This is a genomic window from Vibrio sp. 2-2(8), from assembly GCF_963888495.1.
GTDB classification, from domain to species: Bacteria; Pseudomonadota; Gammaproteobacteria; order Enterobacterales; family Vibrionaceae; genus Vibrio; species Vibrio anguillarum.
Window position 1 is genome coordinate 98,003 of the sequence record NZ_CAWPJM010000055.1, and the last position, 25,674, is coordinate 123,676.

General features: G+C 45.7%; 16 protein-coding genes. 14 read left to right on the plus strand and 2 right to left on the minus strand.

What is annotated here, in order from left to right; translation table 11 throughout:
- Positions 1-222 precede the first annotated feature (222 nt).
- The 14 genes from hemL (at position 223) to AACV12_RS17960 (ending at position 22,857) form a co-directional block, all read left to right on the plus strand.
- Positions 223-1,518, plus strand: a complete 1,296-nt coding sequence (hemL, locus tag AACV12_RS17895) for a glutamate-1-semialdehyde 2,1-aminomutase (protein ID WP_026028237.1) — start codon at positions 223-225, stop codon at positions 1,516-1,518.
- A 277-nt stretch (positions 1,519-1,795) separates the two neighbouring features.
- On the plus strand, positions 1,796-2,881 hold the full coding sequence (locus AACV12_RS17900; protein WP_170901140.1) for an AI-2E family transporter: 1,086 nt from the start codon (positions 1,796-1,798) through the stop codon (positions 2,879-2,881).
- Between the two features lie 84 nt (positions 2,882-2,965).
- Positions 2,966-4,009, plus strand: coding sequence for a 16S rRNA (guanine(1207)-N(2))-methyltransferase RsmC (gene rsmC / locus AACV12_RS17905; RefSeq protein ID WP_170901142.1), 1,044 nt, complete (start codon positions 2,966-2,968; stop codon positions 4,007-4,009).
- A gap of 199 nt (positions 4,010-4,208) precedes the next feature.
- Positions 4,209-7,601, plus strand: coding sequence for a response regulator (locus AACV12_RS17910; protein WP_026028236.1), 3,393 nt, complete (start codon positions 4,209-4,211; stop codon positions 7,599-7,601).
- 744 nt (positions 7,602-8,345) lie between these two features.
- A complete protein-coding gene (locus tag AACV12_RS17915; protein WP_013857639.1) occupies positions 8,346-10,016 on the plus strand; it encodes an ABC transporter substrate-binding protein in 1,671 nt (556 codons plus the stop codon).
- Positions 10,017-10,182: 166 nt separating this feature from the next.
- Entirely contained in the window at positions 10,183-11,169 is a 987-nt protein-coding gene (locus AACV12_RS17920; protein WP_013857640.1) for an ABC transporter permease, read from the plus strand.
- A 2-nt stretch (positions 11,170-11,171) separates the two neighbouring features.
- Complete coding sequence (locus AACV12_RS17925; protein WP_013857641.1) at positions 11,172-12,197, plus strand: ABC transporter permease; 1,026 nt, start codon at positions 11,172-11,174, stop codon at positions 12,195-12,197.
- A gap of 2 nt (positions 12,198-12,199) precedes the next feature.
- Entirely contained in the window at positions 12,200-13,183 is a 984-nt protein-coding gene (locus AACV12_RS17930; protein WP_013857642.1) for an ABC transporter ATP-binding protein, read from the plus strand.
- A gap of 37 nt (positions 13,184-13,220) precedes the next feature.
- The gene (locus AACV12_RS17935) at positions 13,221-14,213 is read left to right on the plus strand and encodes an ABC transporter ATP-binding protein (RefSeq protein ID WP_170901144.1); all 993 of its coding nucleotides are present in this window, start codon (positions 13,221-13,223) and stop codon (positions 14,211-14,213) included.
- Positions 14,214-14,360: 147 nt separating this feature from the next.
- Positions 14,361-16,088, plus strand: a complete 1,728-nt coding sequence (locus AACV12_RS17940; protein ID WP_017049769.1) for a glycoside hydrolase family 9 protein — start codon at positions 14,361-14,363, stop codon at positions 16,086-16,088.
- On the plus strand, positions 16,085-16,960 hold the full coding sequence (locus AACV12_RS17945; RefSeq protein ID WP_170901146.1) for a BadF/BadG/BcrA/BcrD ATPase family protein: 876 nt from the start codon (positions 16,085-16,087) through the stop codon (positions 16,958-16,960). The genes AACV12_RS17940 and AACV12_RS17945 overlap by 4 nt, the downstream gene beginning before the upstream one ends.
- 9 nt (positions 16,961-16,969) lie before the next feature.
- Entirely contained in the window at positions 16,970-18,883 is a 1,914-nt protein-coding gene (locus AACV12_RS17950) for a beta-N-acetylhexosaminidase (protein ID WP_019283250.1), read from the plus strand.
- A 93-nt stretch (positions 18,884-18,976) separates the two neighbouring features.
- The gene (locus AACV12_RS17955) at positions 18,977-21,382 is read left to right on the plus strand and encodes a GH36-type glycosyl hydrolase domain-containing protein (protein WP_047690076.1); all 2,406 of its coding nucleotides are present in this window, start codon (positions 18,977-18,979) and stop codon (positions 21,380-21,382) included.
- 62 nt (positions 21,383-21,444) lie between these two features.
- On the plus strand, positions 21,445-22,857 hold the full coding sequence (locus tag AACV12_RS17960) for a phosphoglucomutase/phosphomannomutase family protein (protein ID WP_013857648.1): 1,413 nt from the start codon (positions 21,445-21,447) through the stop codon (positions 22,855-22,857).
- Between the two features lie 106 nt (positions 22,858-22,963).
- Here AACV12_RS17960 and AACV12_RS17965 read toward each other — a convergent pair whose 3' ends face one another.
- Positions 22,964-23,992, minus strand: coding sequence for an ABC transporter ATP-binding protein (locus AACV12_RS17965; RefSeq protein WP_094147073.1), 1,029 nt, complete (start codon positions 23,990-23,992; stop codon positions 22,964-22,966).
- Complete coding sequence (locus AACV12_RS17970; RefSeq protein ID WP_170901148.1) at positions 23,992-25,617, minus strand: ABC transporter permease; 1,626 nt, start codon at positions 25,615-25,617, stop codon at positions 23,992-23,994. The genes AACV12_RS17965 and AACV12_RS17970 overlap by 1 nt, the downstream gene beginning before the upstream one ends.
- Between the last annotated feature and the right edge of the window lie 57 nt (positions 25,618-25,674).

The following is a 25,674-nucleotide window of genomic DNA, read 5'->3' on the forward strand; positions in this document are numbered from 1 at the left end:
CCTGACCTATTCGTTCAAGTATTCACCGTCACTTAAGCTAAAACTCCAACTATCGAGGCATTATGCACTGAAAAAACACTCACTGTCGCGTGAGTTGTACACTATACGGCGCTTATTTGGCTGTGAATGAGCTCAGAAAATGAGTGAAAAAAAGTGTCTTTGGTGAGTTTGGGTATACAATGCGACACCAACTGGTCCGAACAAGCAGAAGAGGATAAATCCATGACCAAATCAGCAGAGCTTTATCAAAAGGCACAACGTGCAATCCCCGGTGGAGTTAACTCTCCTGTACGTGCTTTTAACGGAGTTGGTGGCTCGCCGATTTTTATCGACCGCGCAGACGGCCCGTTGATTTTTGATGCTGATGGCAAAGCTTATATTGATTATGTCGGCTCTTGGGGGCCAATGATACTAGGCCACAACCATGCGGTCATTCGTGAAGCCGTGATAGGCGCAGCGCAGCGCGGTCTCAGTTTTGGTGCGCCGACCGAGATGGAAATCGATATGGCAGAATTAGTTTCTGAGCTGGTTCCATCGATGGAACAGTTGCGTATGGTCAGTTCCGGTACCGAAGCGACGATGAGCGCCATTCGTTTAGCTCGTGGATTCACTGGACGCGATAAAATTTTAAAATTTGAAGGCTGCTATCACGGTCATGCGGACAGTTTGCTAGTAAAAGCAGGCTCTGGCGCCTTAACATTAGGCCAACCAAGCTCTCCTGGTGTGCCTGCTGATTTTGCTAAACATACACTGACCGCCACTTTTAATGATTTAGAATCTGTACGTGAATTGTTCGCGGCCAATAAAGACCAAATAGCCTGCATTATCGTCGAACCAGTCGCGGGCAATATGAACTGCATTCCACCAGTAGAAGGGTTCCATGAAGGCTTACGTGAGATTTGTGACCAAGAAGGCGCTCTGCTGATCTTTGATGAAGTAATGACAGGTTTTCGTGTTGCACTAGGTGGTGCACAGGCTTACTACAACATCAAACCAGACTTAACAACGCTAGGGAAAGTGATTGGCGGTGGTATGCCTGTTGGCGCTTTTGGTGGACGCCGTGATGTGATGCAATACATCGCTCCAACGGGCCCGGTGTACCAAGCTGGTACGCTATCAGGTAACCCTGTGGCTATGGCTGCGGGTTATGCCTGCTTGACGCTTCTAAAAGAAGAAGGCAATGAAAAACGTCTCGCGGCCAAAACAAAGCAATTGGCTGATGGATTCAAAGAACTCGCAGACAAACACGGTATTCCTTTGCTGGTCAGCCAAGTTGGTGGCATGTTCGGCTTCTTTTTTACCGATCAAGAACGCGTCACCTGTTATGAAGAAGTCGCAAAATGTGATGTTGAACGTTTCAAGCGCTTCTTCCATTTGATGCTCGATCATGGTGTCTATTTAGCGCCTTCAGCTTTTGAAGCAAGTTTTACTTCTTTGGCGCACGGCTCCAAAGAAATTGAAGCGACATTAGAAGCGGCCGATCGCTGCTTTGCGATGATGGCAGCTCAAGCGGAATAAGTACCATTAGGCTGACTCATCATAATTATAAAGGGCTGTAAATCAGCCCTTTATTCATTTCAGACTCAATAAGCAAGCTATCATTGCCAGTAATAAATCACTAAAACGACCAACGCCATCATGCTGATGGCAAACCACGGTAGCTTCAACTTTTTTTTATGCTGGTTTTGACACCCTTTTTCATTATCACAACATCCCATCTCATCAGTTCCTCATTGATAACACGCTGATTTGCAGTCATTATAACCCTATTACTTTACAAGGTTGGATTAACAACGTGTCAGAAAAAGTGAAAATCACCTCTAGCCACTGGGTGCTCATTGCGGCACTTGTCGCTGCGGCTATTGCTTGTTATCTGTTGATTGCACCTTATATCAACTCGATTGTCATGGCTTTCATCATCTCGTTATTGATGTTTCCCATTCATGAATGGCTCGAACGAAAAATCCCCAAATACAAAAATACCGCCTCGTTTCTCTCGTGTATTATTTTGACGTTTATTATTGTGATTCCACTGCTGTTTGTCTTTGCTGCTATTGTGCAGCAAGGGTCGGTATTTTCTCAGAACATGTACCAATGGGTCACTCATGGTGGCATTCAAACCGCCTTTGCTCATCCTTGGATTGTCAAAGGACTCGCCATTGCGAATCAATATTTGCCCTTTGATGAAATTCAGCCACAACAAGTCGCACAAAAAGTGGGGCAATTTGCCAGTTCATTTGGTACCAACTTGGTCAGTATTAGCGCAAAAGTGCTGGGTGATGCGACCAGTTTTTTGATGGATTTCTTCTTAATGCTGTTCGTGTTGTTTTTCCTACTCCGTGATCACGATAAGCTCATCAGCGCTCTTAGGCACATCTTGCCGTTGTCGCGTAGTCAAGAAGACAGGTTGCTCTGCGAAATTGAGCAAGTCTCCAAATCGGCTGTCATGGGGTCATTTTTAACCGCAATAGCGCAAGGCTTTGCGGGCGGGTTTGGTATGTGGCTCGCCGGTTTTCCTGGGTTATTTTGGGGCACTATGATGGGGTTTGCTTCGTTTATTCCGGTTGTCGGCACTGCTCTGATATGGATTCCAGCCACTATTTATCTCTTTCTAACCGGAGATAGCACATGGGGCATATTCTTGGCCCTCTGGAGCGTTATAGTTGTTGGCTCAATTGATAATTTATTGCGGCCCTTTTTAATGCAAGGGAGCGCGGGCATGAACACCTTAATGATCTTCTTTTCTCTGCTCGGTGGTATTCAGCTGTTTGGCCTGATTGGGTTAATTTACGGCCCACTCATTTTTGCCATCACTATGGTGCTGTTTAATATTTATGAGGAAGAGTTTAAAGGTTTTCTCAATCAACAAGATAATAGCTAACTTTTGACTTACTGACGATCAAGCTAGAAGCAAGGGGCAGACTGTGCGAGAATCTGCCCCTCTTTTTTTAGCGCAGAGCCCACTATGTCCAGTTACACCGCACCAAGTCAAATTGCCCAGCGTCAGCTTGCTTATTTCGAAGGAAAACATCTTTTAGTGGCTGGAGAAGCGGAGGATTTATTTCCTGTAGAGTTAGCTAATCATTGTCGCTCTGTTTCGGTGTTCACCACTCATTATGGTTACTACCGCCAACTTGAATCCTATTCGCAAATTACATGTCATTTTGGCGCTCAATTTGAGCAAGAAACCGATGCTGACATGATTCTGCTTTACTGGCCCAAAGCGAAGCAGGAAGCTGAATATCTGCTTGCGATGCTGTTGGCCAAACTGGGCAAAGAGACTGAGATTGTGGTCGTGGGTGAAAACCGCTCGGGCATAAAAAGCATTGAAAAAATGTTTGCAGCTTATGGGGTGGTTAAAAAGTATGATTCAGCTCGACGCTGTTCGTTCTATTGGGGGCAATGCACTCAGCAGCCACCAAGCTTCCAAATTGCAGGCTGGTTCAAAACTTATCAGGTGCAGTATCAGCAACACGCACTGATTGTAAAAAGTTTACCTGGCGTATTTAGTCATGGCGAGTTTGACCTCGGCAGCCAACTGTTACTCGATACACTGCCTAAACTGAGAGGAAAAGTTCTCGACTTTGGTTGTGGTGCTGGTGTACTGGGTACAGTAATGGCCACATTAAACCCAGATATCGAGATTGAACTGTGCGATATCAGCGCGCTTGCGATTGAATCAACCAAAGCAACCTTGATAGCAAATAACATATCAGGGAATGTATTTGCCTCTGATGTCTACTCAGATACCGCTAAAGATTATCAATTTATCGTCTCAAACCCCCCTTTCCACTCCGGATTAGAGACCAGCTATAGTGCGACAGAAGCCTTACTGGCTAACGCACCAAGCCATCAAGCCGTGAAAGGCGAACTTTTTATTGTGGCCAACAGTTTTCTTAAATATACCCCGCTGATTGAACAGGCTTATGGTCATTGCGAGGTGTTAAATAAGACTAACAAATTCATCATTTACCACGCAAAAAAAACATTACAAAAGTCGCAACAATAAGTGTAATCCACTCTCAATTGGTCACTAAACTGGATGATTTTTACGAATTTTGCGTTAGTGACCACGCTTTCCACAGGACTTACTTGTCAAAGTAAAAAAACTCGTTAATTTCGTCACTTTAGGTTTTCTTTGTTTTTTTCATTCACTTTAACGACTACCTCATGCCGTTAAAGACTCACGGAAAGTAATGCCTTTTTCTATGTTTAGGTTCTCTCGTAAGCAAAAATTTAAGCGCCTGCAAAATACTCTTATGCTGGCTTTTCTCGTTTTGAGCATCACGCCTTTAACTGTGACTGCCATTTTTTTTCTGCAATCACACACTAAAGATCTTCAAGAACAAAGCACGTCTCACTTATTGTCAGTCAGAGACACTAAGCAACAGCAAGTTCTCGATTACCTCACGGCCAAAGAATCAGAAGTGATGGGGTTTGTCCGTTCAGAGTTAGCTTATGCTAGTGGAGGGCGCTTTTACGGCTTAGTCAATGCGTTCCAAAGACTTGGTCTGGATATTGATCAAGCTCGTGAGCATGCCCAGCAGCGTTATATTCCTGGTTCTGGTGATCAGATAAAAACGTCAATATTGCCACAATCGAGCAGCTATGTAGGCAGTGAACGGTATCGCCTACTGCACAAACGCTATCATTGGGCGTATTTAGAACTGCTTAAACGTTCTGATTTTGACGATATTTTACTGGTGGATCTCGATGGTGATGTCGTTTATTCCGTTTATAAGCACGACAACTATGGGACGAATTTACTGACCGGAAAATACAAAGATAGCAATCTGGGTAAAACATTCCGTCAGTTAGAGCAGCAAGTTGGCGAACAACGAAAAATCAATGAAGAATATACACCAGTCATTATTTCTGATTTTTCACAACAAGAAGGGCAATCAGTTGCTTGGCTTGGCGCGCCCATTATTCAACAGGGCTACCTGCACAGCTACGCCATGTTCCGCCTACCAAACAATGGCATTACAAAGCTCGTTGCTGACACCAATGCGACATCGCAAATAAGAACTTTACTCGTCGGGCAAGATCATCATTCTCGAATACTCTCTTACACGCAGCAAGAAATCGAGACTAGTCAAAAAGTGATCAATCTTGCGCTTTCTGGATTGAGTGCCGTTGGTACTTACACTAATACATTGAATGAGAAAACCATTGCCGCCTATGCACCTGTTGCAAACAAAAACATCAATTGGGCCTTGGTCGTAGAGATACCAGAAAAAGAGGCTTATGCGCGAGTTCATCAGCTTGAGAAGTTATTTATTTTCGCCATGCTAACCGCGATTATTTTAGTCGTCATCGCTTCACATTATCTCTCTAATTTTATTACCTCTCCCCTACTGAAGCTCACTTGGGCGGCAGAAAAAGTCTCAGCTGGGGATTTAGATGAAAATGTTATCAATACCGATCGTAAAGATGAGATTGGTCGACTCGCAGTGAGTTTTGAGCGTATGCAGCGTTCAATCCGAGAAAAAATGCAGCTGATTAAAGCGCAAAATAAAGAGCTCGAAAGCAACATTCAATTAATCCGCAAACAGAACGATGAGTTGCATCTCGCTAACAAACTAAAAGATGAATTCCTAGCCACAACGTCACATGAATTAAGAACACCGCTGCACGGTATGGTCGGTATTGCAGAAGCACTGATCTCTGGGTCAAGTGGAACTATCACCGCCGATCACCGTTATCAATTGGGCATAATCATCAGCAGTGGACAACGGCTGACAAACTTGGTCGATGACTTACTCGATTACCATAAGATGCGCTATGGCAGCTTGGATATCAAACAGTGTGCTGTTGATCTATCCGGCGCAACACGCTTAGTGTTAGAGCTGTCTAACCATCTACTCAACAAAAAGCCCATTCGCGTAATAAACCAAATCCCTGATGAATGCATTTGGGTCTCTGCCGATCCACAACGATTAGAGCAAGTGCTTTATAACCTTGTAGGAAACGCCATTAAATATACGACTGAAGGGAAAATTGTCATTTCAGCCAATGTGGTTGATGACAAGATTCGTGTCCAAGTTGTCGATACGGGGCAAGGCATTCCTGCTGAACAACTTGAACACATCTTCGAGCCACTGATTCAAGCAGGGCAAGATGCTAGTCGTTATCGACAAGGCGCAGGCTTGGGCCTTTCGATCAGCCGTCAATTGATCGAATTAATGCAAGGAACGCTTTATGTCAGTAGCCAACCTATGGTCGGTACGACATTCAGCTTTACCTTACCATTAGCATCAAAAGCGGAAATTGAATCGACAAGCTATATGGAAGCTGGCCATTTCCAATCTCCGACCATTTCAGACATTGAACTGCCTGAAATGCATTCACTACCTGAAAATAAAGAAGGCCCAGTGCTACTGATAGCAGATGATGAACCCGTCAATCTGCGTGTCCTAGACAGCTTCCTACGTTTAGAAGGCTATCAAGTCCGCACCGCTAAAGATGGCAATGAAGTCATTAGCGCGGTCGAAAAAGAAAAACCGGAACTTCTACTGCTCGACATTATGATGCCAGGATTAAGCGGCTACCAAGTCTGTGAAAAGTTAAGAGAAACATACGATCATGCCGAGCTACCTATCATTATGTTGACGGCATTAAATCAAACTGACGATAGAGTTCGTGGTTTTGCAGCGGGAGCGAACGATTACTTATCGAAACCTTTTAATAAGCAAGAGCTCGCTGCACGTATTACGGCGCATTTAACGGCCAGCAAAGCTGAACAAAGACGTATTGAGAACAACCAACTGCAACAAGAGCTGAAGCATAGAGCAATGGTAGAGGCCAGTTTATTGGAAACCCAAGGCCGTCTACTAGAGCAGCTTGAATCCGCTCCTGAGGCCATTATTTGCATTCGAGACGATCATAAAATCCGCTTTGCGAACGAAGCGGCTGCTCGGTTATTTAAGCGCAGCCAAGAACAACTAAAGCGCTCAAATGCGGAAGAACTCATCGCCCCCAAATACTTAGTCGTCGAGCAAGAGCATTACTGCGGTAATATCGATATCTATGTCGAAGATACACGTCAACATATGTCTGCTGATGTGTTACGACTACCGGATGGCTCTGGGTTGCAGGCTATGTACATCTTTAACGTAGGTGGAAACATCAATGCAGCGCGCATCAATAACCTTGAAACCGCTATTGAAGCGCTATCCAGTTACGCATTTGAAGGCGATAAAGAAAAACTGCAACAGCTCAAAGAACTCGGTGGCGAGTTCACTCGTATCGCCGACAAAGTATCGGGAGAGAGTCAATCTAAGCAAGATTTAATGCGCGAAGTACTGGTTGAAGCAATGACCAGTGCTTTAGATTACTGGGAACGGGTCAGTAACCAAAGCAAGTTTACCTTTGCAGAGCAGAGTGGGCTATGGCGAGTGTATCTCGATAGAAGCACATTACAGACTCGGACACTAGACAAGTACTTACGTATCGAGACACTGCCTAAAACACCTCGCTGGCGTACCGTTCTTAATTCGTTAGATTACATTCTTGATCATTGTCAGGAGCACGGCCCTGAACGCTCTCACATCGAAGCGCAGCGCGATAAATTGCAAAAGCTACTGACCTCATCACTCTAAGTACATCAACACCATTAAGCCTGCACTCTGCAGGCTTTTTTATCACTATATTTCCATGACCATCAACGGAACAACCACCCCATTGATGCATCCAGAGTTATGACTAGTTAAATTTAATCAATGTTAACCTCAAGCATCCATTACTCTGGTGCGCCTTATTTATTGGGTATTATAAACCTTACTTCTCAATAGAAAAAAAGAGGAGAAATGATGATGAAAATTGGAAGTAAAAACTGATTTCTAGGCAATTTCACCAGCAGATTTTCAATTGAAGATGAATAAAGATCCAGATTGCGAACCGAATCACAACAATTCGGCAGAATTAATTTAAGTAAAAAAATTAACGATAAAACTATAAGTGAGCAAGATCTCATGATACAAAAAAAACAAAAAAACATTAAAAATAAAGGGATAAAAAGATAGCGAGCGCTTACAACTATAAGTTAATCGAATTGAGTATGAGAGGCAGATCACTGACCTAAATGAGAGTAAAAATCAAACCAAAGATGGTAAATTGACGTTTATAACGATCACTTTCTACAAATTGACGTTTTTAACGGGAATTCAAATTGATAATTTTCTCTCCAAGGTGTCTTCTTACTCCTGCCAAAGGTCTACAGGCCACTCATGTTGACCAACTCCTCCGGTTTGTTAACACGCAATGAGGTAGGCCTTGGAGAGTGTTTATCAATTGATGACATTCATATCCATTAGTGAAATGAAAGCAAATAGTAAGGAACAGCTATGCTTGCCAATATTAAAAAAACAGCGCTAGCCGCTGCAGTAATCGCCGCCGCAGCGAGCCTTTCAGCTCCAGCAGCCGCACGCAGTGAGCTAACGATCGTACCTGATTTCTACCCTACAATGGTACGTAACTTTAACCCGTATCTAGCAACAAACCTACGTACGACCACTGATTTCATCTATGAACCACTGGTTATATTCAACGAAATGCATGGTAATACACCCGTAATGCGTTTGGCTGAAGGCTTTAAAATGTCTGATGACCTAATGAGTGTTACTTTTGATATCCGTAAAGGTGTTAAATGGTCAGATGGTCAAGCATTTACAGCGGATGATGTCGTGTTCTCTTATGGCTTATTGAAAAATAAACCTGAACTCGACCAACGCGGTATCAACAAGTGGGTAACGAGCGTAGAAAAACTGAACGACTACCAAATCCGTTTCCGTTTAAGTGAAGCTAACTCAAACGTACCTTATGAAATCTCGTTAGTTCCTATCGTTGCTGAGCATGTATGGAAAGATGTGAAAGATCCAGCGACTTTCACCAACGAGAACCCTGTAGGTACTGGTCCGTTTACTGAAATCGACACCTTCACTCCACAGCTATACATCCAATGCCGTAACCCGAATTACTGGGATGCTGCAAACCTTGAGGTTGACTGTTTGCGTGTACCTCAAATTGCAAACAATGACCAATTGCTAGGTAAAATTGTTAACTCTGAACTCGATTGGACCTCTTCATTCGTTCCGGATATTGACCGTACTTATGCCGCTGCAAGCCCTAGCCACCACTACTGGTATCCGCCATCAGGCACACAAGCATTTATGGTTAACTTCAAAAACCCAGATGCAGTAAAAAATGAAGCGCTAAGCAACGTTGATTTCCGTCGCGCATTCTCTATGGCTCTTGACCGTCAAACTATTATCGATATCGCTTTCTATGGCGGCGGTACCGTTAATGACTTCGCTTCAGGCTTAGGTTATGCATTCCAAGCTTGGTCTGATGAAAACATCCACAATAAGTACAAAGGCTACAACACGTACAACGTTGAAGGCGCGAAAAAACTGCTTGCTAAAGCGGGCTTCAAAGACGTGAACAAAGACGGTTTTGTTGATACTCCATCAGGTAAATCTTTTGAGCTACTTGTTCAATCACCAAATGGCTGGACTGACTTCAACAACACAGTACAACTTGCTGTTGAACAGCTTGCCGAAGTAGGCATCAAAGCACGTGCTCGTACTCCAGAGTTTGCGGTTTATAACCAAGCAATGCTTGAAGGTACTTATGACGTCGCTTACACCAACTACTTCCACGGTGCGGACCCACATCTATACTGGAACAGTGCATACAACTCTGCACTACAGAAAGGTGAAGGTATGCCTCGTTTTGCTATGCACTTCTACAAAAACGATAAGCTAGATACTTTGCTAGACAGCTTCTACAAAACAGCGGATAAAAATGAGCAGCTAGAAATCGCTCACGGAATTCAGAAAATCATTGCTGAAAACCAAGTGACCATCCCTGTAATGTCAGGTGCTTACATGTACCAATACAACACAGCACGCTTTAGCGGCTGGTGGAACGAAGAAAATCCTAAGGGTCGTCCAAACATTTGGGCTGGTATCCCTGAGCGTCTATTACACGTACTGGACCTAAAACCAGTTAAGTAAGTAGAAGTTCATTCCTTGCGGCGTACTTCGTGCGCCGCTAAATAAAATCCCCTAAATACCTAGCAAATGTATAACGCTCGTCGTTAGGGGATTTTTCGCTCTAAATTTCGCTAGGAGCGACCTGAAACCAGGTACAGGATAAAACTGGGTGAGTAAGGTGTGAGTTATGGGTTATTTTTTAAGACGTTTGTCATTTTATTTTATCGCGTTGCTGGTTGCAGCAACATTGAACTTCATCATTCCGCGAGCCATGCCTGGAGACCCAGTGACCATGATGTTCGCAAACGCAACAACGCAAGTAACGCCAGAACGAATCGAAGCAATGAAACAGCTTCTCGGTTTCGTTGATGGTCCGTTACCCGTACAATATTTGACCTATTTAAAAAGCATTCTAAGTTGGGAATTAGGCACGTCGATTAAGTTCTATCCGTTAAGTGTCAATGAATTACTGGGTAGTGCATTTGGTTGGTCGTTATTTCTAGCGGGTACTGCGGTTGTGATCTCGTTCTCAATCGGTTCTCTACTGGGCATTTTTGCCGCATGGAAACGAGGCAGTCGTTACGATACGTTTATTACTCCAGGGATGTTGGTTATACAAGCCGTTCCGCAAGTGGTTATTGCGATGATCGCTATGTTTACTTTTGCTATCGGCTTGCAATGGTTCCCTACGGGTTATGCCTACACTGCTGGTACGATGCCAGATTGGACAAGTTGGACATTCATTAAAGATGTGGCCTACCACGCTTTCTTGCCTCTTGTCTGTGCGTCTCTAGTACAAATCGGTGGGTTTCTCGTCAACATGCGTAACAACATGATTAACCTGCTCGCTGAAGACTACATAACGATGGCGAAAGGGAAAGGGCTCAGCGAAAACCGTGTGGTTTTCCAGTACGCCGCTCGTAATGCTTTATTGCCAAGTGTCACCGCTCTATCGATGTCTTTGGGTATGGCTATCGGTGGTCAGCTCATCATTGAAATTATCTTTAACTATCCTGGCCTTGGTACCGTTTTATTTAATGCGATCAACGCTCGTGATTACCAAGTTCTGCAAGGGCAGCTACTGATTATGACGCTCTTTATGCTGTTCTTTAACCTGTTGGCGGACATGCTTTATGTCGTACTAGACCCTCGCCTACGCAAGGGAGGTAAATAATCATGAAAGATCTCATTAAACTCATTCGCGGCAATACCGTTGCCATGGTCGGTGTCATTATTTTGGGCCTATTTTTATTCATCGCCCTTGCTGCGCCACTGATCACCAAACATGCGCCAGATAAACGTACCGGAAATCCACACGAGTACCCATCGTTCGTCGTCAAAGCCGCTAAAGCAGATCCGAATGGCTGGATTGCTGAAAACTTGGCGACTGACCGCCGCACCTTACTACTCTCAAAAGGTGAAGACCATGTGTTAGGCACCTCTCGTATGGGACGCGATGTTTGGTCACAAGTGGTGTATGGCGCACGAGTCTCACTCGCCGTGGGTTTTGGCGCAGGAATGACCGTCTGTTTTCTTGCGACTGTGATTGGTGTTTCTGCCGGTTACTTTGGCGGTAAGGTCGATGACATTCTAACCGCCGCTATGAATATCATGCTGGTGATACCGCAATATCCTCTTTTATTCGTGGTCGCGGCATTTATTGGAGAGGCCGGCCCATTAACCATTGCACTCATCATTGGCTGCACCTCCTGGGCTTGGGGCGCTAGGGTCGTACGCTCACAAACGCTCGCACTGCGTGAGAAAGAATTTGTCAGAGCGGCGGAAGTCTTGGGTGAATCATCATGGCGCATCATTTTCGTTGAGATTCTACCTAACCTCATCTCCATCGTTGGCGCTAGCTTCATCGGTTCAGTGATGTACGCCATCATGATGGAAGCCACTATCTCCTTCCTTGGTCTTGGCGATCCAAACACCATCAGTTGGGGCATCATGTTGTACAACGTTCAAACGTCCTCTTCTATGCTGATTGGCGCTTGGTGGGAACTGCTTGCTCCTTGTATTGCTTTGACTCTACTCGTTACTGGTTTGGCTTTACTGAACTTTGCGGTCGATGAAATTGCCAACCCACAACTGCGTTCACACAAAGGAATGAAGCGTTGGAAAAAACTCGCAGAGCAAGACAAGAAAGAGCGTCAGCCTGACCTGCCACCACAAAATGCACTTTGGAGCGGAGATAAATAATCATGACAAACCCACTTATTTCAATCCGTAACCTATGCGTTGACTACATCACCGACGCAGGTGATGTTCGAGCATGCAGCAACGTCAGTTTTGACATTGCACCTGGCGAAGTATTTGGCCTTGCTGGTGAATCTGGCTGTGGTAAATCAACTATCGCGTTTTCACTGATGCGTCTGCATAAGCCGCCCGCGTTTATTACTGGCGGAGAAGTAATTTTTAATGGTGAAAATATCATTAAATACAGCGATGAACGCATGCAATCCTTTCGCTGGAGCCAAATGTCGATGGTGTTTCAAAGTGCGATGAACGCTTTGAACCCAGTATTGACGATGGAAGAGCAATTTTGTGACGTGATCATGCGCCATACCAACATGACTCGTGAACAAGCTAAACGCCGTGCTGAAGGTTTGTTAGAAATTGTCGATATTCACCCAAGTCGCTTAAACGATTACCCACACCAATTCTCAGGGGGTATGCGTCAGCGCTTGGTGATTGCAATTGCTCTCGCGCTCAATCCTAAAATGATCATTATGGATGAGCCGACTACGGCACTTGATGTGGTTGTCCAACGTGAAATATTGCAAAAAATCTATGCGCTGAAAGAAGAGTTTGGCTTCTCTATCTTGTTCATCACCCATGATTTGTCGTTGATGGTCGAGTTCTCCGATCGAATTGGCATCATGTATTCCGGTGAATTAATTGAAGTGGCTCCTTCTAAACAGATTCTGGAAAGCCCTTTCCACCCTTATACCAAAGGGCTGGGTAGTTCTTTCCCTCCACTGACAGGCCCTAAAACGAAGTTAACTGGAATACCAGGTAACCCGTTGAACTTATTGGATATACCTCAAGGTTGTCGCTTCCAAGCTCGTTGCGATCGCGTGCATGAAGCTTGCACCAAAATTCCAACGAGTTTGCGCCAAATAGAGCTTGGACGCTTCTCCAGTTGCCACCTTTACGGTGACCCAATTGCTCAAGTGAAACTGTAGAGCACAAGCTGTATTACAAAAATTTCTGGAGACAATTATGAGCAAAAATTTCGGTGAATTACTGGTTGAGGGGAAAAATCTAGTTAAAGATTTTCCAATCAACAGTAACACCCTAAAACAACCTATGATGCGAGCGATCAACGACGTATCGTTCAAAATGTTCAAAAGCCGCGGCTTGGCTGTCGTGGGTGAATCAGGCTCTGGCAAATCAACAACCGCTAAAATGATTGCCAAAATGTACGCCCCAACATCCGGTGTAATTGAATACAAAGGACGCGATATTTTAGACATCACTTCACGCAATGACCTGATGCGCTATCGCGAAGGCGTCCAGATGGTATGGCAAGATCCGTTTGGCTCACTCAACCCAACTCATACCATTTTTCATCATATTGCTCGTCCACTGCTTATCCATAAAAAAGTGACGTCAGGTAATAAGAGAGAGTTAGAAGAACGCGTTCACGATTTACTGGAACAAGTCGGCCTTATTCCACCAAAAGAAACAGCCGCGAAATATCCGCACCAGTTGTCTGGTGGACAGCGCCAACGTGTCAACTTAGCGCGTAATATCGCGGTTGGTGCCGAAGTGGTACTGGCTGATGAACCAACCTCCATGTTGGATGTGTCGATTCGTGCGGGTGTTCTCAACCTGATGGAAGAGATGAAGTTTGAAAAGCAGATGTCGCTGCTTTATATCACGCACGACATCGCCACCGCACGCTACATCGCCGAAGACTTAGCCGTCATGTACGTCGGACATATGGTGGAATGGGGCGATACCGAAGAGATCATTCACGATCCTCAGCACCCATATACTCAACTATTGGTTTCCGCAGTACCCGATCCTAGTAAATCGATACACGAGAAGCTCAAAGGGAACAAAGGCGAAATTCCACTTTGGACTCCAGTATCAACAGGCTGCCCTTTTGCTGGTCGATGCATGCAGGCAAGTGACAAATGTCGTGAACAACTTCCAGCGGTGACTCAGTTGTCTGATAACCACTTTGTTCGTTGTTACTTATTTGAATAATCACTAACGCACACCTTAAGCGATTGAAGCCGCTGACATAACCTCATCGGCTTCAATACCTTAGGTAAACCTATAAAACAAAGTCAGCACATGCCTCAACTGGTTAAGTGCTGGCGAGAAATCAAAGATCTGGCTTGGAGATGTTTAATGCTGCTACTGATTAACCATATTGGTTATGAGCCACAAGGGCCAAAACAGGCGATACTAATGAGTAACACGCTCCGTGTTTCTTCCGATATAGCCCTGCTTGTTTGTGCAAACAGCCATCAAACGGTGTCGACTTTCGTTGTTGAACCACAAGCTAAAGTCGCACATTGGCATTTAGGTAGCTTTTATACGATCGACTTTTCTCAATACACCACTTCAGGGCAGTATTACCTGCGTTTTGAAAATACCCACTCCCCTATTTTTGAAATTGGTGAAGGGATACTGATGAAAAAAACGTTTTCTGATGTATTGCACTACTTCAAATCACAACGTTGTGGTGGCATTTTCGACCAGCAAGATAAGCTCGTACCACTGCTTGGTACATCAACCACTGCCGATGTACACGGTGGCTGGTACGACGCTTCCGGTGACGTCAGTAAGTATCTGAGTCACCTTTCTTACGCCAACTATTTAAACCCTCAACAAACCCCAATGGTGGTTTGGAATATGCTAAAGGGATTGGCACAACTAGAACACCACTCGAGTTTTGCTGCATTTTCTCGCACTCGCCTTAAGGAAGAGGCGTTATTTGGTGCTGATTTTCTGATCCGCATGCAAAACTCCGAGGGGTTCTTTTATACAACGGTCTTTGACAAATGGAGCAAGGACATTAAGCAGCGAGAGATCTGCGCCTATGCCACTCAATCTGGCCACAAGTCTGACGATTATCAAGCCGGATTTCGTCAAGGGGGAGGCATTGCGATTGCCGCTCTTGCGGTGGCAGCACGTTTAGATGTTCACGGTGATTTCACCTCAGAACACTATTTAACAGCGGCAGAGCATGGTTACTGGCATTTAAAAGAAAATAACACGCGCTATCTCGACGATGGCCAAGAGAACATCATTGATGCCTATTGCGCTCTGCTTGCATCGGTTGAGCTCTACCGCTCAACTCATCAAGCAAATTATCTGGTTGAGTGTCGTCTTTGGGCACAAAGGTTATGCGCTTATCAACACAGCGACGCTAACATCGCTCATTATTGGGCAGCCAATAGTGATGCCACTCGTCCTTATTATCACGCCGCCGAAGCTGGGCTACCAGTGATTGCACTGTGCGAATATCTCGAGATTGAAACAGAAGAACACCGCAAACAATCGGTCGTTCAAGTGATTGAGAATGCTTGCCGCTTTGAGCTCACCATCACTCATCAAGTCAGTAACCCATTTGGCTACCCACGCCAATATGTAAAACCAGTGAATGGCGACAAACGCTGCGCATTTTTTGTCGCTCACGACAATGAATCCGGCTACTGGTGGCAAGGCGAAAATGCGCGTTTAGGATCGCTCGCGTGTATGGCTTATCGCGCCCAAGCCTTCGTCAACGCAGATCTGCATGCCCCTTTAACCACCTTTGCACAAAATGCATTGAACTGGATTATCGGATTAAATCCATACGATATGTGCATGCTCGATGGGCACGGTCGCAACAATCCAGACTACCTCCCCCACCTAGGCTTTTTTAATGCCAAAGGGGGAGTGTGTAATGGCATTACAGGCGGTTTTGAAGATGAAGAAGATATCGCTTTTAACCCAGCGAAACAGAAGGATGACATGCTACAAAACTGGCGTTGGGCTGAGCAATGGATTCCTCATGGTGCTTGGTATCTGCTGGCCATCACAACCCAGTTTTGCCACTTCTCAACACCAGACTTAGAGAGGCAATCATGACTTTTTATTATGTCGGTATTGATGGAGGCGGCACATCATGTCGCGCACGCATCCGCAACGAGCAAGGCGCGCTGTTAGGTGAAGCGAAAAGCGGTAGCGCCAATATTTTATTGGGTGTGGAACTTGCCATGCAGGCAATCATTGATGCAATTACTCAAGCGGCGCACCAAAGCGGGCTGACGAAAGAGAATTTTGCTCAGATGCACGTGGGTCTTGCTCTGGCTGGCGCAGAACAAAAATCCGCATGGCATGCGTTTATGTCTCAGACACATCCTTTTGCTTCACTAACGCTCAACACAGATGCTTACGGTGCCTGTATTGGTGCTCATAATGGTGAAGATGGCGCAATTATGATCGCGGGAACGGGCTCTTGTGGCCTATTTTTACACGCAGGGCAGCAGCATGTGGTCGGTGGACGTGAGTTTCCCATATCCGATCAAGGCAGTGGTGCCATCATGGGTTTACGCCTAATCCAGCGCGTGCTGCTCATTGCAGATGGCATCGGCGAGCCTTCATTATTAAGCGCTCATGTGATGCAACATTTTAACCACGATGTTGATCAGATTGTCGAATGGTCAAAAAACGCACTCCCACGAGACTATGGCCAGTTCTCTCCCGTTATTTTTTCTCTAGCGCAACAAGGTGATGCGCTGGCGATAGAGCTTCTCAAACAAACCGCGGCAGACATCGAAATATTTCTTGTCGCTCTTCATAACAAAGGAGCCAAGCGGATCTGCCTCATGGGTAGCATTGCAGAGCGTATCTTGTATTGGCTTTCTCCACCGGTACAGCAGTGGATTGTTCAACCTCAATTCGACGCTATCGAAGGCGCGATTATGTTTGCCGGCAAAGCCGAGCATAATTTGTATTAAGGAATCACTATGAGCTATCGAATTGACTTTGCGGTACTCTCAGAACAGAAGCAATTTTGCCGTTTTGGTTTAACGTTCCATAACTTAAGCGATCAAGACCTAAAAGACTGGTCGTTACATTTTGTGATTGATCGCTTCATTCAGCCAGACAGCATCACCCATGGCAACGTAGTGCAAATAGGCAGTTTCTGCTCATTAACGCCAGATATGACCGTGCTTGCTGCAAACTCGCATTTTTACTGTGAATTTAGCATCAAAACCGCCCCTTTCCATTTTTACACTGATGGCGTAAAGCACGCTTTTGTTCAATGCAATGGTGAGCAACCGCTCGAACGTCATGATGTGATCGTAACTCCGATTGCTCTCGCCTCGCCTTATCGTGAGCGCAGTGAAATACCCGCAACAGAAGCCGCGAGCCTCAGTCTCATTCCATTACCAAACAAGATTGAATCCGGCACAGGGCATTGCACCTTAACGACTTCGAGCCAGATTACCTTGCAATCCACGTGCGCTGAGCAAGCTGCGACTTGGTTACAACAGGAACTCAACCGTATATTTGATTTTCAGCCCAAACCCATTGGCAGCGCTGATATTATCTACCGCACTAACCCGACCTTTGACGAGGGCGCGTATCAACTCAACGTCGATCGTACCGGCATTCGCTTAGAGGCGAGTGGCCATCAAGGCTTTATGTATGCTAGCGCGACCCTGTTGCAGTTGATTCAAGTTCAAGATCAATCGTGGTTAGTCCCCTGCGTCAAAATCAGTGATGCGCCACGCTTTAAGTACCGAGGCATGATGCTCGATTGTGCGCGCCATTTTCATGGAATCGAGACAGTTAAGCGGCTTATTAACCAATTAGCGCATTACAAATTCAATACGTTCCATTGGCATTTGACCGATGACGAAGGATGGCGTATCGAAATTAAAGCACTGCCACAACTCACCGACATCGGTGCATGGCGAGGGGTTGATGAAGTGCTCGAACCTCAATACAGCTTGTTAACGCAGCGCCACGGTGGTTTCTATACACAACAAGAGATCAAAGAGGTTATCGCATACGCTCAAGAGCGTGGTATCACAGTGATCCCTGAAATTGATGTTCCCGGACATTGCCGCGCCGCGATCAAATCTCTGCCTCATCTGCTGGCCGATAAAGAGGATCAATCACACTATCGCAGCATTCAATATTATAACGATAACGTCCTCTCCCCCGCCCTTGAAGGTACGTATGAGTTCTTAGATATCGTCTTGCAAGAAGTCTCTGAGCTATTTCCATCCCCCTTTATCCATATTGGTGCCGACGAAGTGCCCGATGGGGTCTGGATTAACAGCCCTAAATGTCAACAACTGATGGCTGATAATGGCTATACCGAGGCCAAAGAATTACAAGGACACTTACTACGTTATGCCGAACAAAAACTGCGTACGCTTGGCAAACGCATGGTCGGCTGGGAAGAAGCGCATCATGGCAATAAGGTCAGTAAAGATACCGTTATCTACTCTTGGCTTTCTGAAGCGGCGGCATTGAACTGCGCGAAACAGGGGTTTGATGTAATTTTACAACCCGGTCAGTACACGTATCTGGATATTGCTCAAGATTATGCACCAGAAGAACCGGGCGTTGACTGGGCTGGTGTTACCCCATTAGAAAAAGCCTATCGCTATGAACCTTTAGCCGAAGTGCCCGAAAACGATCCACTCCGTAAGCGAATTCTCGGTATTCAGTGCGCTTTATGGTGTGAATTAATCAATAACCCACAGCGTATGGAATACATGATTTACCCACGCTTAACTGCACTCGCCGAAGCAGGATGGACTCATAAAGTGCATCGTGATTGGCAAGATTATCTGTCACGGCTCAAAGGACATCTGCCGATGTTGGACAAGCAAGGCATCCGTTACCGAGCACCATGGAAATAAACACAACACTTGGAGTCGGCATTACCTCTCCTTGGTTTTCACTAGCATAATTTTTGGCTGCAAAAGACGCAGTTTGTTTAAAAGGAAATGACAATGAAATACGGCTATTTCGATAACGACAATCGTGAATATGTCATCACACGCCCTGACGTTCCAGCGCCTTGGACCAACTACTTAGGGACAGAAAAATTCTGCACCGTGATCTCTCATAACGCGGGCGGTTACTCTTTTTACAATTCACCAGAATATAACCGTGTTACCAAATTTCGCCCGAACGCTTCTTTTGATCGCCCGGGGCACTATGTTTACTTACGTGACGATGCAACTGGCGACTATTGGTCTATTTCTTGGCAACCCGTAGCAAAAAGCTTAGAAGAAGCGAAATATGAAGTCCGCCACGGCCTCTCTTACTCCAAATTCAAATGTGAATACAGCGGCATTACTGCCACTAAAACTCTCTTTGTACCGAAAGGCGAAGATGCTGAAATTTGGGATGTCGTCATTAAAAACGATTCCACTGAGGCTCGCACTATCAGCGCTTTTTCGTTTGTTGAATTCTCTTTTAGTCACATTCAATCCGATAACCAAAACCATCAGATGTCGCTTTACTCTGCAGGTACCGCTTATCACGCGGGTGTGATTGAGTACGATCTTTACTACAACACCAATGATTTCGAAGGCTTTTACTACTTAGCCTCGACGTTTGATCCAGACTCTTATGATGGACAACGCGATACCTTCCTCGGCTTGTATCGTGACGAAGCCAATCCCATTGCAGTAGAACGTGGTCACTGCTCGAACAGCGCGCAAACCTGCTACAACCATTGTGGTTCGCTGCACAAACAATTTGTGATCCAACCGGGTGAGGAAGTTCGCTTTGCTTATATTTTGGGAATTGGTAAAGGCAATGGCGCGCGTTTGCGTGCTAAGTACCAAGACTTGGCTAATGTCGATGCCGCTTTTGCTGGGATCAAAGCGCATTGGGACGAACGTTGTGCGAAATTCCAAGTAAAATCACCGAATGAAGGCCTTGATACCATGATCAACACTTGGACGCTTTATCAAGCGGAAACGTGTGTGGTGTGGTCTCGCTTTGCCTCTTTCATTGAAGTGGGCGGTCGTACTGGCCTTGGTTACCGTGATACGGCGCAAGATGCCATTTCAGTACCGCACGCAAACCCGAAGATGACCCGTAAACGCTTGGTTGATCTGCTTCGTGGTCAAGTCAAAGCGGGCTATGGCCTACACCTATTTGATCCTGACTGGTTTGATCCGGAAAAAGCGGATGTCAAACCATCAAAATCACCAACCGTTGTACCAACACCAAGTGATGAAGATAAGATCCACGGCATTGAAGATACCTGTTCTGACGATCATCTCTGGCTCGTTCCAACCATCTGTAAATACGTGATGGAAACGGGTGAAACATCCTTCTTTGATGAAGTGATCCCTTACGCCGATGGTGGCAATGCAACGGTTTACGAACACATGAAGGCGGCGCTTAACTTCTCAGCAGAATACGTAGGGCAAACAGGTATCTGCAAAGGTTTACGTGCTGACTGGAACGATTGCTTGAACTTAGGTGGTGGCGAATCCTCTATGGTTTCTTTCCTCCACTTTTGGGCGCTGCAAGAGTTTATCGACCTTGCAAAATACCGTGACAATGCAGAGGATGTTGCGAAATATACCGAAATGGCGGCGAACGTACGTGAAGCTTGTGAAACTCACCTTTGGGATGAAGAAGGCGGCTGGTATATCCGTGGCCTGACGAAAAATGGCGACAAGATAGGAACCGCTCAGCAAACTGAAGGTCGAGTTCATCTTGAATCAAACACACTCGCCGTCTTATCGGGCGCAGTGTCGCAAGAGCGTGGTGAAAAAGCGATGGATGCCGTTGATGAGAATCTATTCTCCGAATACGGTCTACATCTGAACGCACCTTCCTTCTCAACCCCTAATGATGACATCGGTTTCGTTACTCGTGTTTATCAAGGAGTTAAAGAAAATGGCGCTATTTTTTCACATCCAAACCCTTGGGCATGGGTTGCAGAAACGAAGCTCGGCCGTGGTGATCGAGCCATGAAGTTCTACGACGCATTAAACCCTTATAACCAAAACGACATCATTGAAAAGCGCGTTGCCGAACCTTACTCATACGTGCAGTTCATTATGGGACGAGATCACCAAGATCACGGCCGTGCAAACCATCCATGGTTAACAGGTACGTCTGGTTGGGCCTACTTTGCCGTCACCAACTTCATTTTGGGTGTTCGTGTCGGTTTTGATGGCCTCGTCGTCGACCCATGCATTCCAACCAATTGGCCTGGTTTTGAAGTCACTCGCCAATGGCGCGGCGCGACTTACAACATCACAGTGCAAAACCCGAACTCCGTCAGTAAAGGGGTGAAAACAATCACAGTGAATGGCGAAGCAGTAGAAGGCGTGATTCCTGTCATGGCACAAGGCAGTGTCAACGATGTAGTGGTTATTCTCGGTTAACGCGATTTGGGCCTCAGCGCGAAGGAGCTGAGGCTCAACATTCGTCCCACAAGGATTTTATTATGATCAAATTTGGTACAGGTGGCTGGCGCGCCTTTATTGGTGAAGAGTTTACCAAAGACAACGTCTGTCTAGTGGCTCAATCACTTGCCAACATCATTAACCACGAAAATGTGGCTAACAACGGGTTCGTTATCGGCTACGACCGCCGCTTTCTTTCTGACAAAGCCGCACGTTGGTTTGCGCAAGTCTTAGCAGCGAATGGCGTGGTGGTAAGTTTTATCGATAAGTTTGTTCCTACCCCTATTGTGATGTTCAAGGCCAAAGAGATGAATTGCGCCTATTCGGCGTGTATTACGGCATCCCACAACCCTGCGGACTACAACGGCATCAAAGTGTTCATTGAAGGTGGACGAGACGCTGATGAGGTGATCACGCAAAAGATTGAACAACAAATCGCGTCACTGACGCTTGCCGATGTAAAACACGTCGAATTTGAACAAGCGCTGCAAGATAAATCGATCGTCATCATCAATCCAATGAATGAGTTTGTCGATTCAATCATCAACTTTATCGACATTGAAGCGATCAAAAAAGCCAACCTACGTGTGTTGATTGACCCTATGTTTGGCGTCGCGAAAAATGCATTGCAGACGGTTCTGATCAATGGCCGCTGCGATGTGGATGTGATCAATGATGGCAAAAACCCCGATTTTGGCGGTTTAATGCCTTCCCCTAATGCAGCGACTCTTTATCGTCTCAAACATTTAGTGGCCGCAGAAGGTTACGATATTGGGATAGGTACCGACGGCGATGCAGACCGACTTGGTATTATTGATGAGAAAGGCAACTTCATCCATCCTAATGAAGTACTGATCCTGCTTTACTACTACCTGCTTGAATATAAGGGTTGGAAAGGATCCGTGGTGCGTAATATCGCCACCACCCACCTGCTGGATAAAATTGCCGCTGACCACGATGAGAAAAGTTTTGAAGTCCCCGTTGGCTTTAAACACATCAGCTCACAAATGGAAGCGGATGATTCACTGATTGGTGGTGAGAGCTCCGGCGGTTTAACCATTCGTGGACACATCAAAGGTAAAGATGGGGTTTTTGCATCGAGTTTGTTGGTTGAAATGATCAGCGTGACAGGTAAAAAACTCTCCGAATTACTGGGGGAAATTTACGCGAAATACGGTTACGCCTACACCGCAGAAGGTGACTGCAAATTTAAGGCCGCACAAAAAGAGTCGTTGTATAACAAAATTTACGTTGAGAAACAGTTGCCTCAATTTGAGTATGAGATTGAGAAAGTCAGTTACGAAGACGGAGCCAAAGTCTACTTCAAAAACGGCGGCTGGGTTATTGCTCGTTTCTCTGGCACTGAACCATTGCTACGCATTTTTGCCGAAATGGCGGATAAAGACACTGCAGAACGTGTTCTTCAACAGGTGAAAGATTTTCTATCGTTATAGCTTTTACCCACTTCGACTCAAATTTGAGTCGCTATACCCGCACAGTATGAAGAGGTTGTAGGTATATCGATGAAGAACACTTGCCCGGCGTCACGCCGGGCTTTTTTTAAAAAGCCAACACACCTTGCGTATCAATGCTGACTGCAACATTTTGCCCAACGCTCAACGGCTGTGAAGAACTCGCCAGCAACTTACTACCATACGCATCAATCACATAACGGCAGTGATCGCCCATAAATTGCTGCTCTAACACGCGGACTTTGCTCTCTTGCTGCGCACTAATTTGAATGTGTTGTGGCCGCAGTAGTAATTCGCATTTGGCTTCAAGCTCAATGGGTTGCTGAGCTTTGGCGTCAACCACACCTAAATCGGTCTCAAATTGCCATTCTGAAATTCGTTTGGCGCTTAAATAACTTCCACCACCTAAGAAATCGGCCACAAATTTACTCGACGGTTGGTAGTACAGCTCTGATGCGGTGCCATATTGCTCAATCACACCGTGGTTCATTACCGCCATTTTATCAGCAAAAGCAAAAGCTTCTTCGCGGCTATGGGTCACAAAAATAGCCGTCACACCCTGCTTTTTAAAAATGTTGCGAATTTCACCGATCAACTCATGGCGAACTTGGGTATCGATATTGGAAAACGGCTCATCAAGCAGCAGTAGATCCGGTTTATACGCCAAGGAGCGAGCAATCGCCACTCGCTGCTGCTGTCCACCCGATAGTTGATGAGGATAACGATCCCCCAGCCCCGCTAAGTGCACTAATGCCAACATCTCTCCGACTTTCGCTTTGCGCTCGGTTTGAGAGAGTTGACGCAATCCAAACGCGATATTTTCCGCAACAGTTAAGTGAGGAAACAGCGCATAATCTTGGAAAATCATCCCTATGTTTCGCGCTTCCGGTGGCAACCAATGTTGACCATCATCAATCGTTACACAATTAAGGCTCATCACCCCAGAGCTAAGCGGCAGCAAACCCGCAATAGCTTTCAATAAGGTCGTTTTCCCACAACCACTTGCTCCTAATAAACAGACGATTTCTCCCTGTTTGACTTCCAGCGACAGTGATTGTAAAACCGTTTGGTTTTCATATTTGCAAGTCAAATCATGGATAGACAGCGCACAACTCATCAGTGATTTTGCTCCAGTGAACGGTTAACGACGATAAGCGGAATTAAACCAACCGCGACCAAGAGTATCGCAGGCAAAGCAGCCACTTCTAATTGTTCATCCGATGCGTAGTTATAAACATAGGTCGCCAAGGTTTCGAAATTGAACGGACGCAATAACAAAGCGGCATTCAGCTCTTTCATTGACTCAATAAACACCAACAACCCAGCGATAAGCGTACCACGGCGGATCAATGGCAGATGAACTCGCCACAGCATAGCGTTCGATCGATAACCCATAGTTCGAGCCGCCATATCCAAAGAAGGTGAGACTTTATTGAGGCTACTTTCTATGCTACCAATCGCCACGGCCGAAAAACGCACCACTAAAGCAAAAATAATAGCAAACATCGAACCAGAAAAGATAAGACCCGGTCGCCCCCACTGCATCGCTTTAGCAACATCATTGACCCAATGATCCATAAACAGCACCGGAACCATCACACCAATCGCTAGCACGGTTCCGGGAACCGCATAACCCATAGAAGACAAGCGCATAAAGGCTAAAGTCACCCCATTGGCGTTCAACCGATGGCAAAAATTCACGACCAAAGCAATCAACACCGCCACCAGCGCTGTCGTCAACGAAACCGTTAAGCTATTGATCGCAAAGTCTTGGAACTCCGAAGTCCAACTTTTCGCAAAATAGTGATAAGCGAATGAGACCAACTGCAATAAAGGCAGAAGAAACGCGAGCGCAACTAGCCCCCAACACCAACACAAAGCGGCCCATTTTTTCCACCCTTGCAACTGATAGCGAAAATCTTCATGGCTGTTAAATTGGCTTTGAAATAATTTCTGTTTACGACGGCTATAGCGCTCTGCGCTCAGCAGTAATAATACAATCACCAACATGATGGCGGATATTTTCGCTGCCGCATTCAAATTAGAATAACCGAGCCAAGTGTCATACACCGCAGTCGTTAGGGTATTAACGGCAAAGTAACTCACCGTACCAAAATCTCCCACCGTTTCCATCGCCACTAAGGAGAGGCCAACCGCCATCGCGGGCCGTGCAAGCGGTAGTGAAATCAGACGAAAACTCTGCCACGGAGAGCATTTTAATAGACGAGCGGATTGCAATAAGGAGACGTTTTGTTCCATGAATGCTGCACGGCACAGTAGGTAAACATATGGATAAAGCACCAGCGCAAGCACAATGCTTGCCCCGCCCAAACTGCGAATGTCGGGAAACCAGTAATCACCTGCGCCCCAACCAGTAAGATCTCTAAGTAACACTTGCACTGGGCCTGCGTAGTCAAACCAACCGGTAAAGATGTAACCGATAATATAGCCGGGCATCGCAAGTGGTAACACCAAAGCCCATTGTAAAATGCGTTCGGTAGGCAGCCTACACATCGCCATTAACCAAGCACTGGGAATGCCAAATAGCAAAGAAAGCCCCATCACACTGAACGTTAATACGACGGTATTAAAGGTATAGGTGGGCATCACGGTTGACATGAGATGATAAAAAACCTCATCACTTTGTCCCGCAGCGGTAATAAAGATGGCTAAGATCGGCAAAACCAGTAGCACAGTGACACTGGCACTACTGGTTTTCCATAATGTATTTTTTTCTTTCATTGCCTAATTACAATAAGGCTTACTGACACATAAATGCGTTTGCAAATACATCTCATG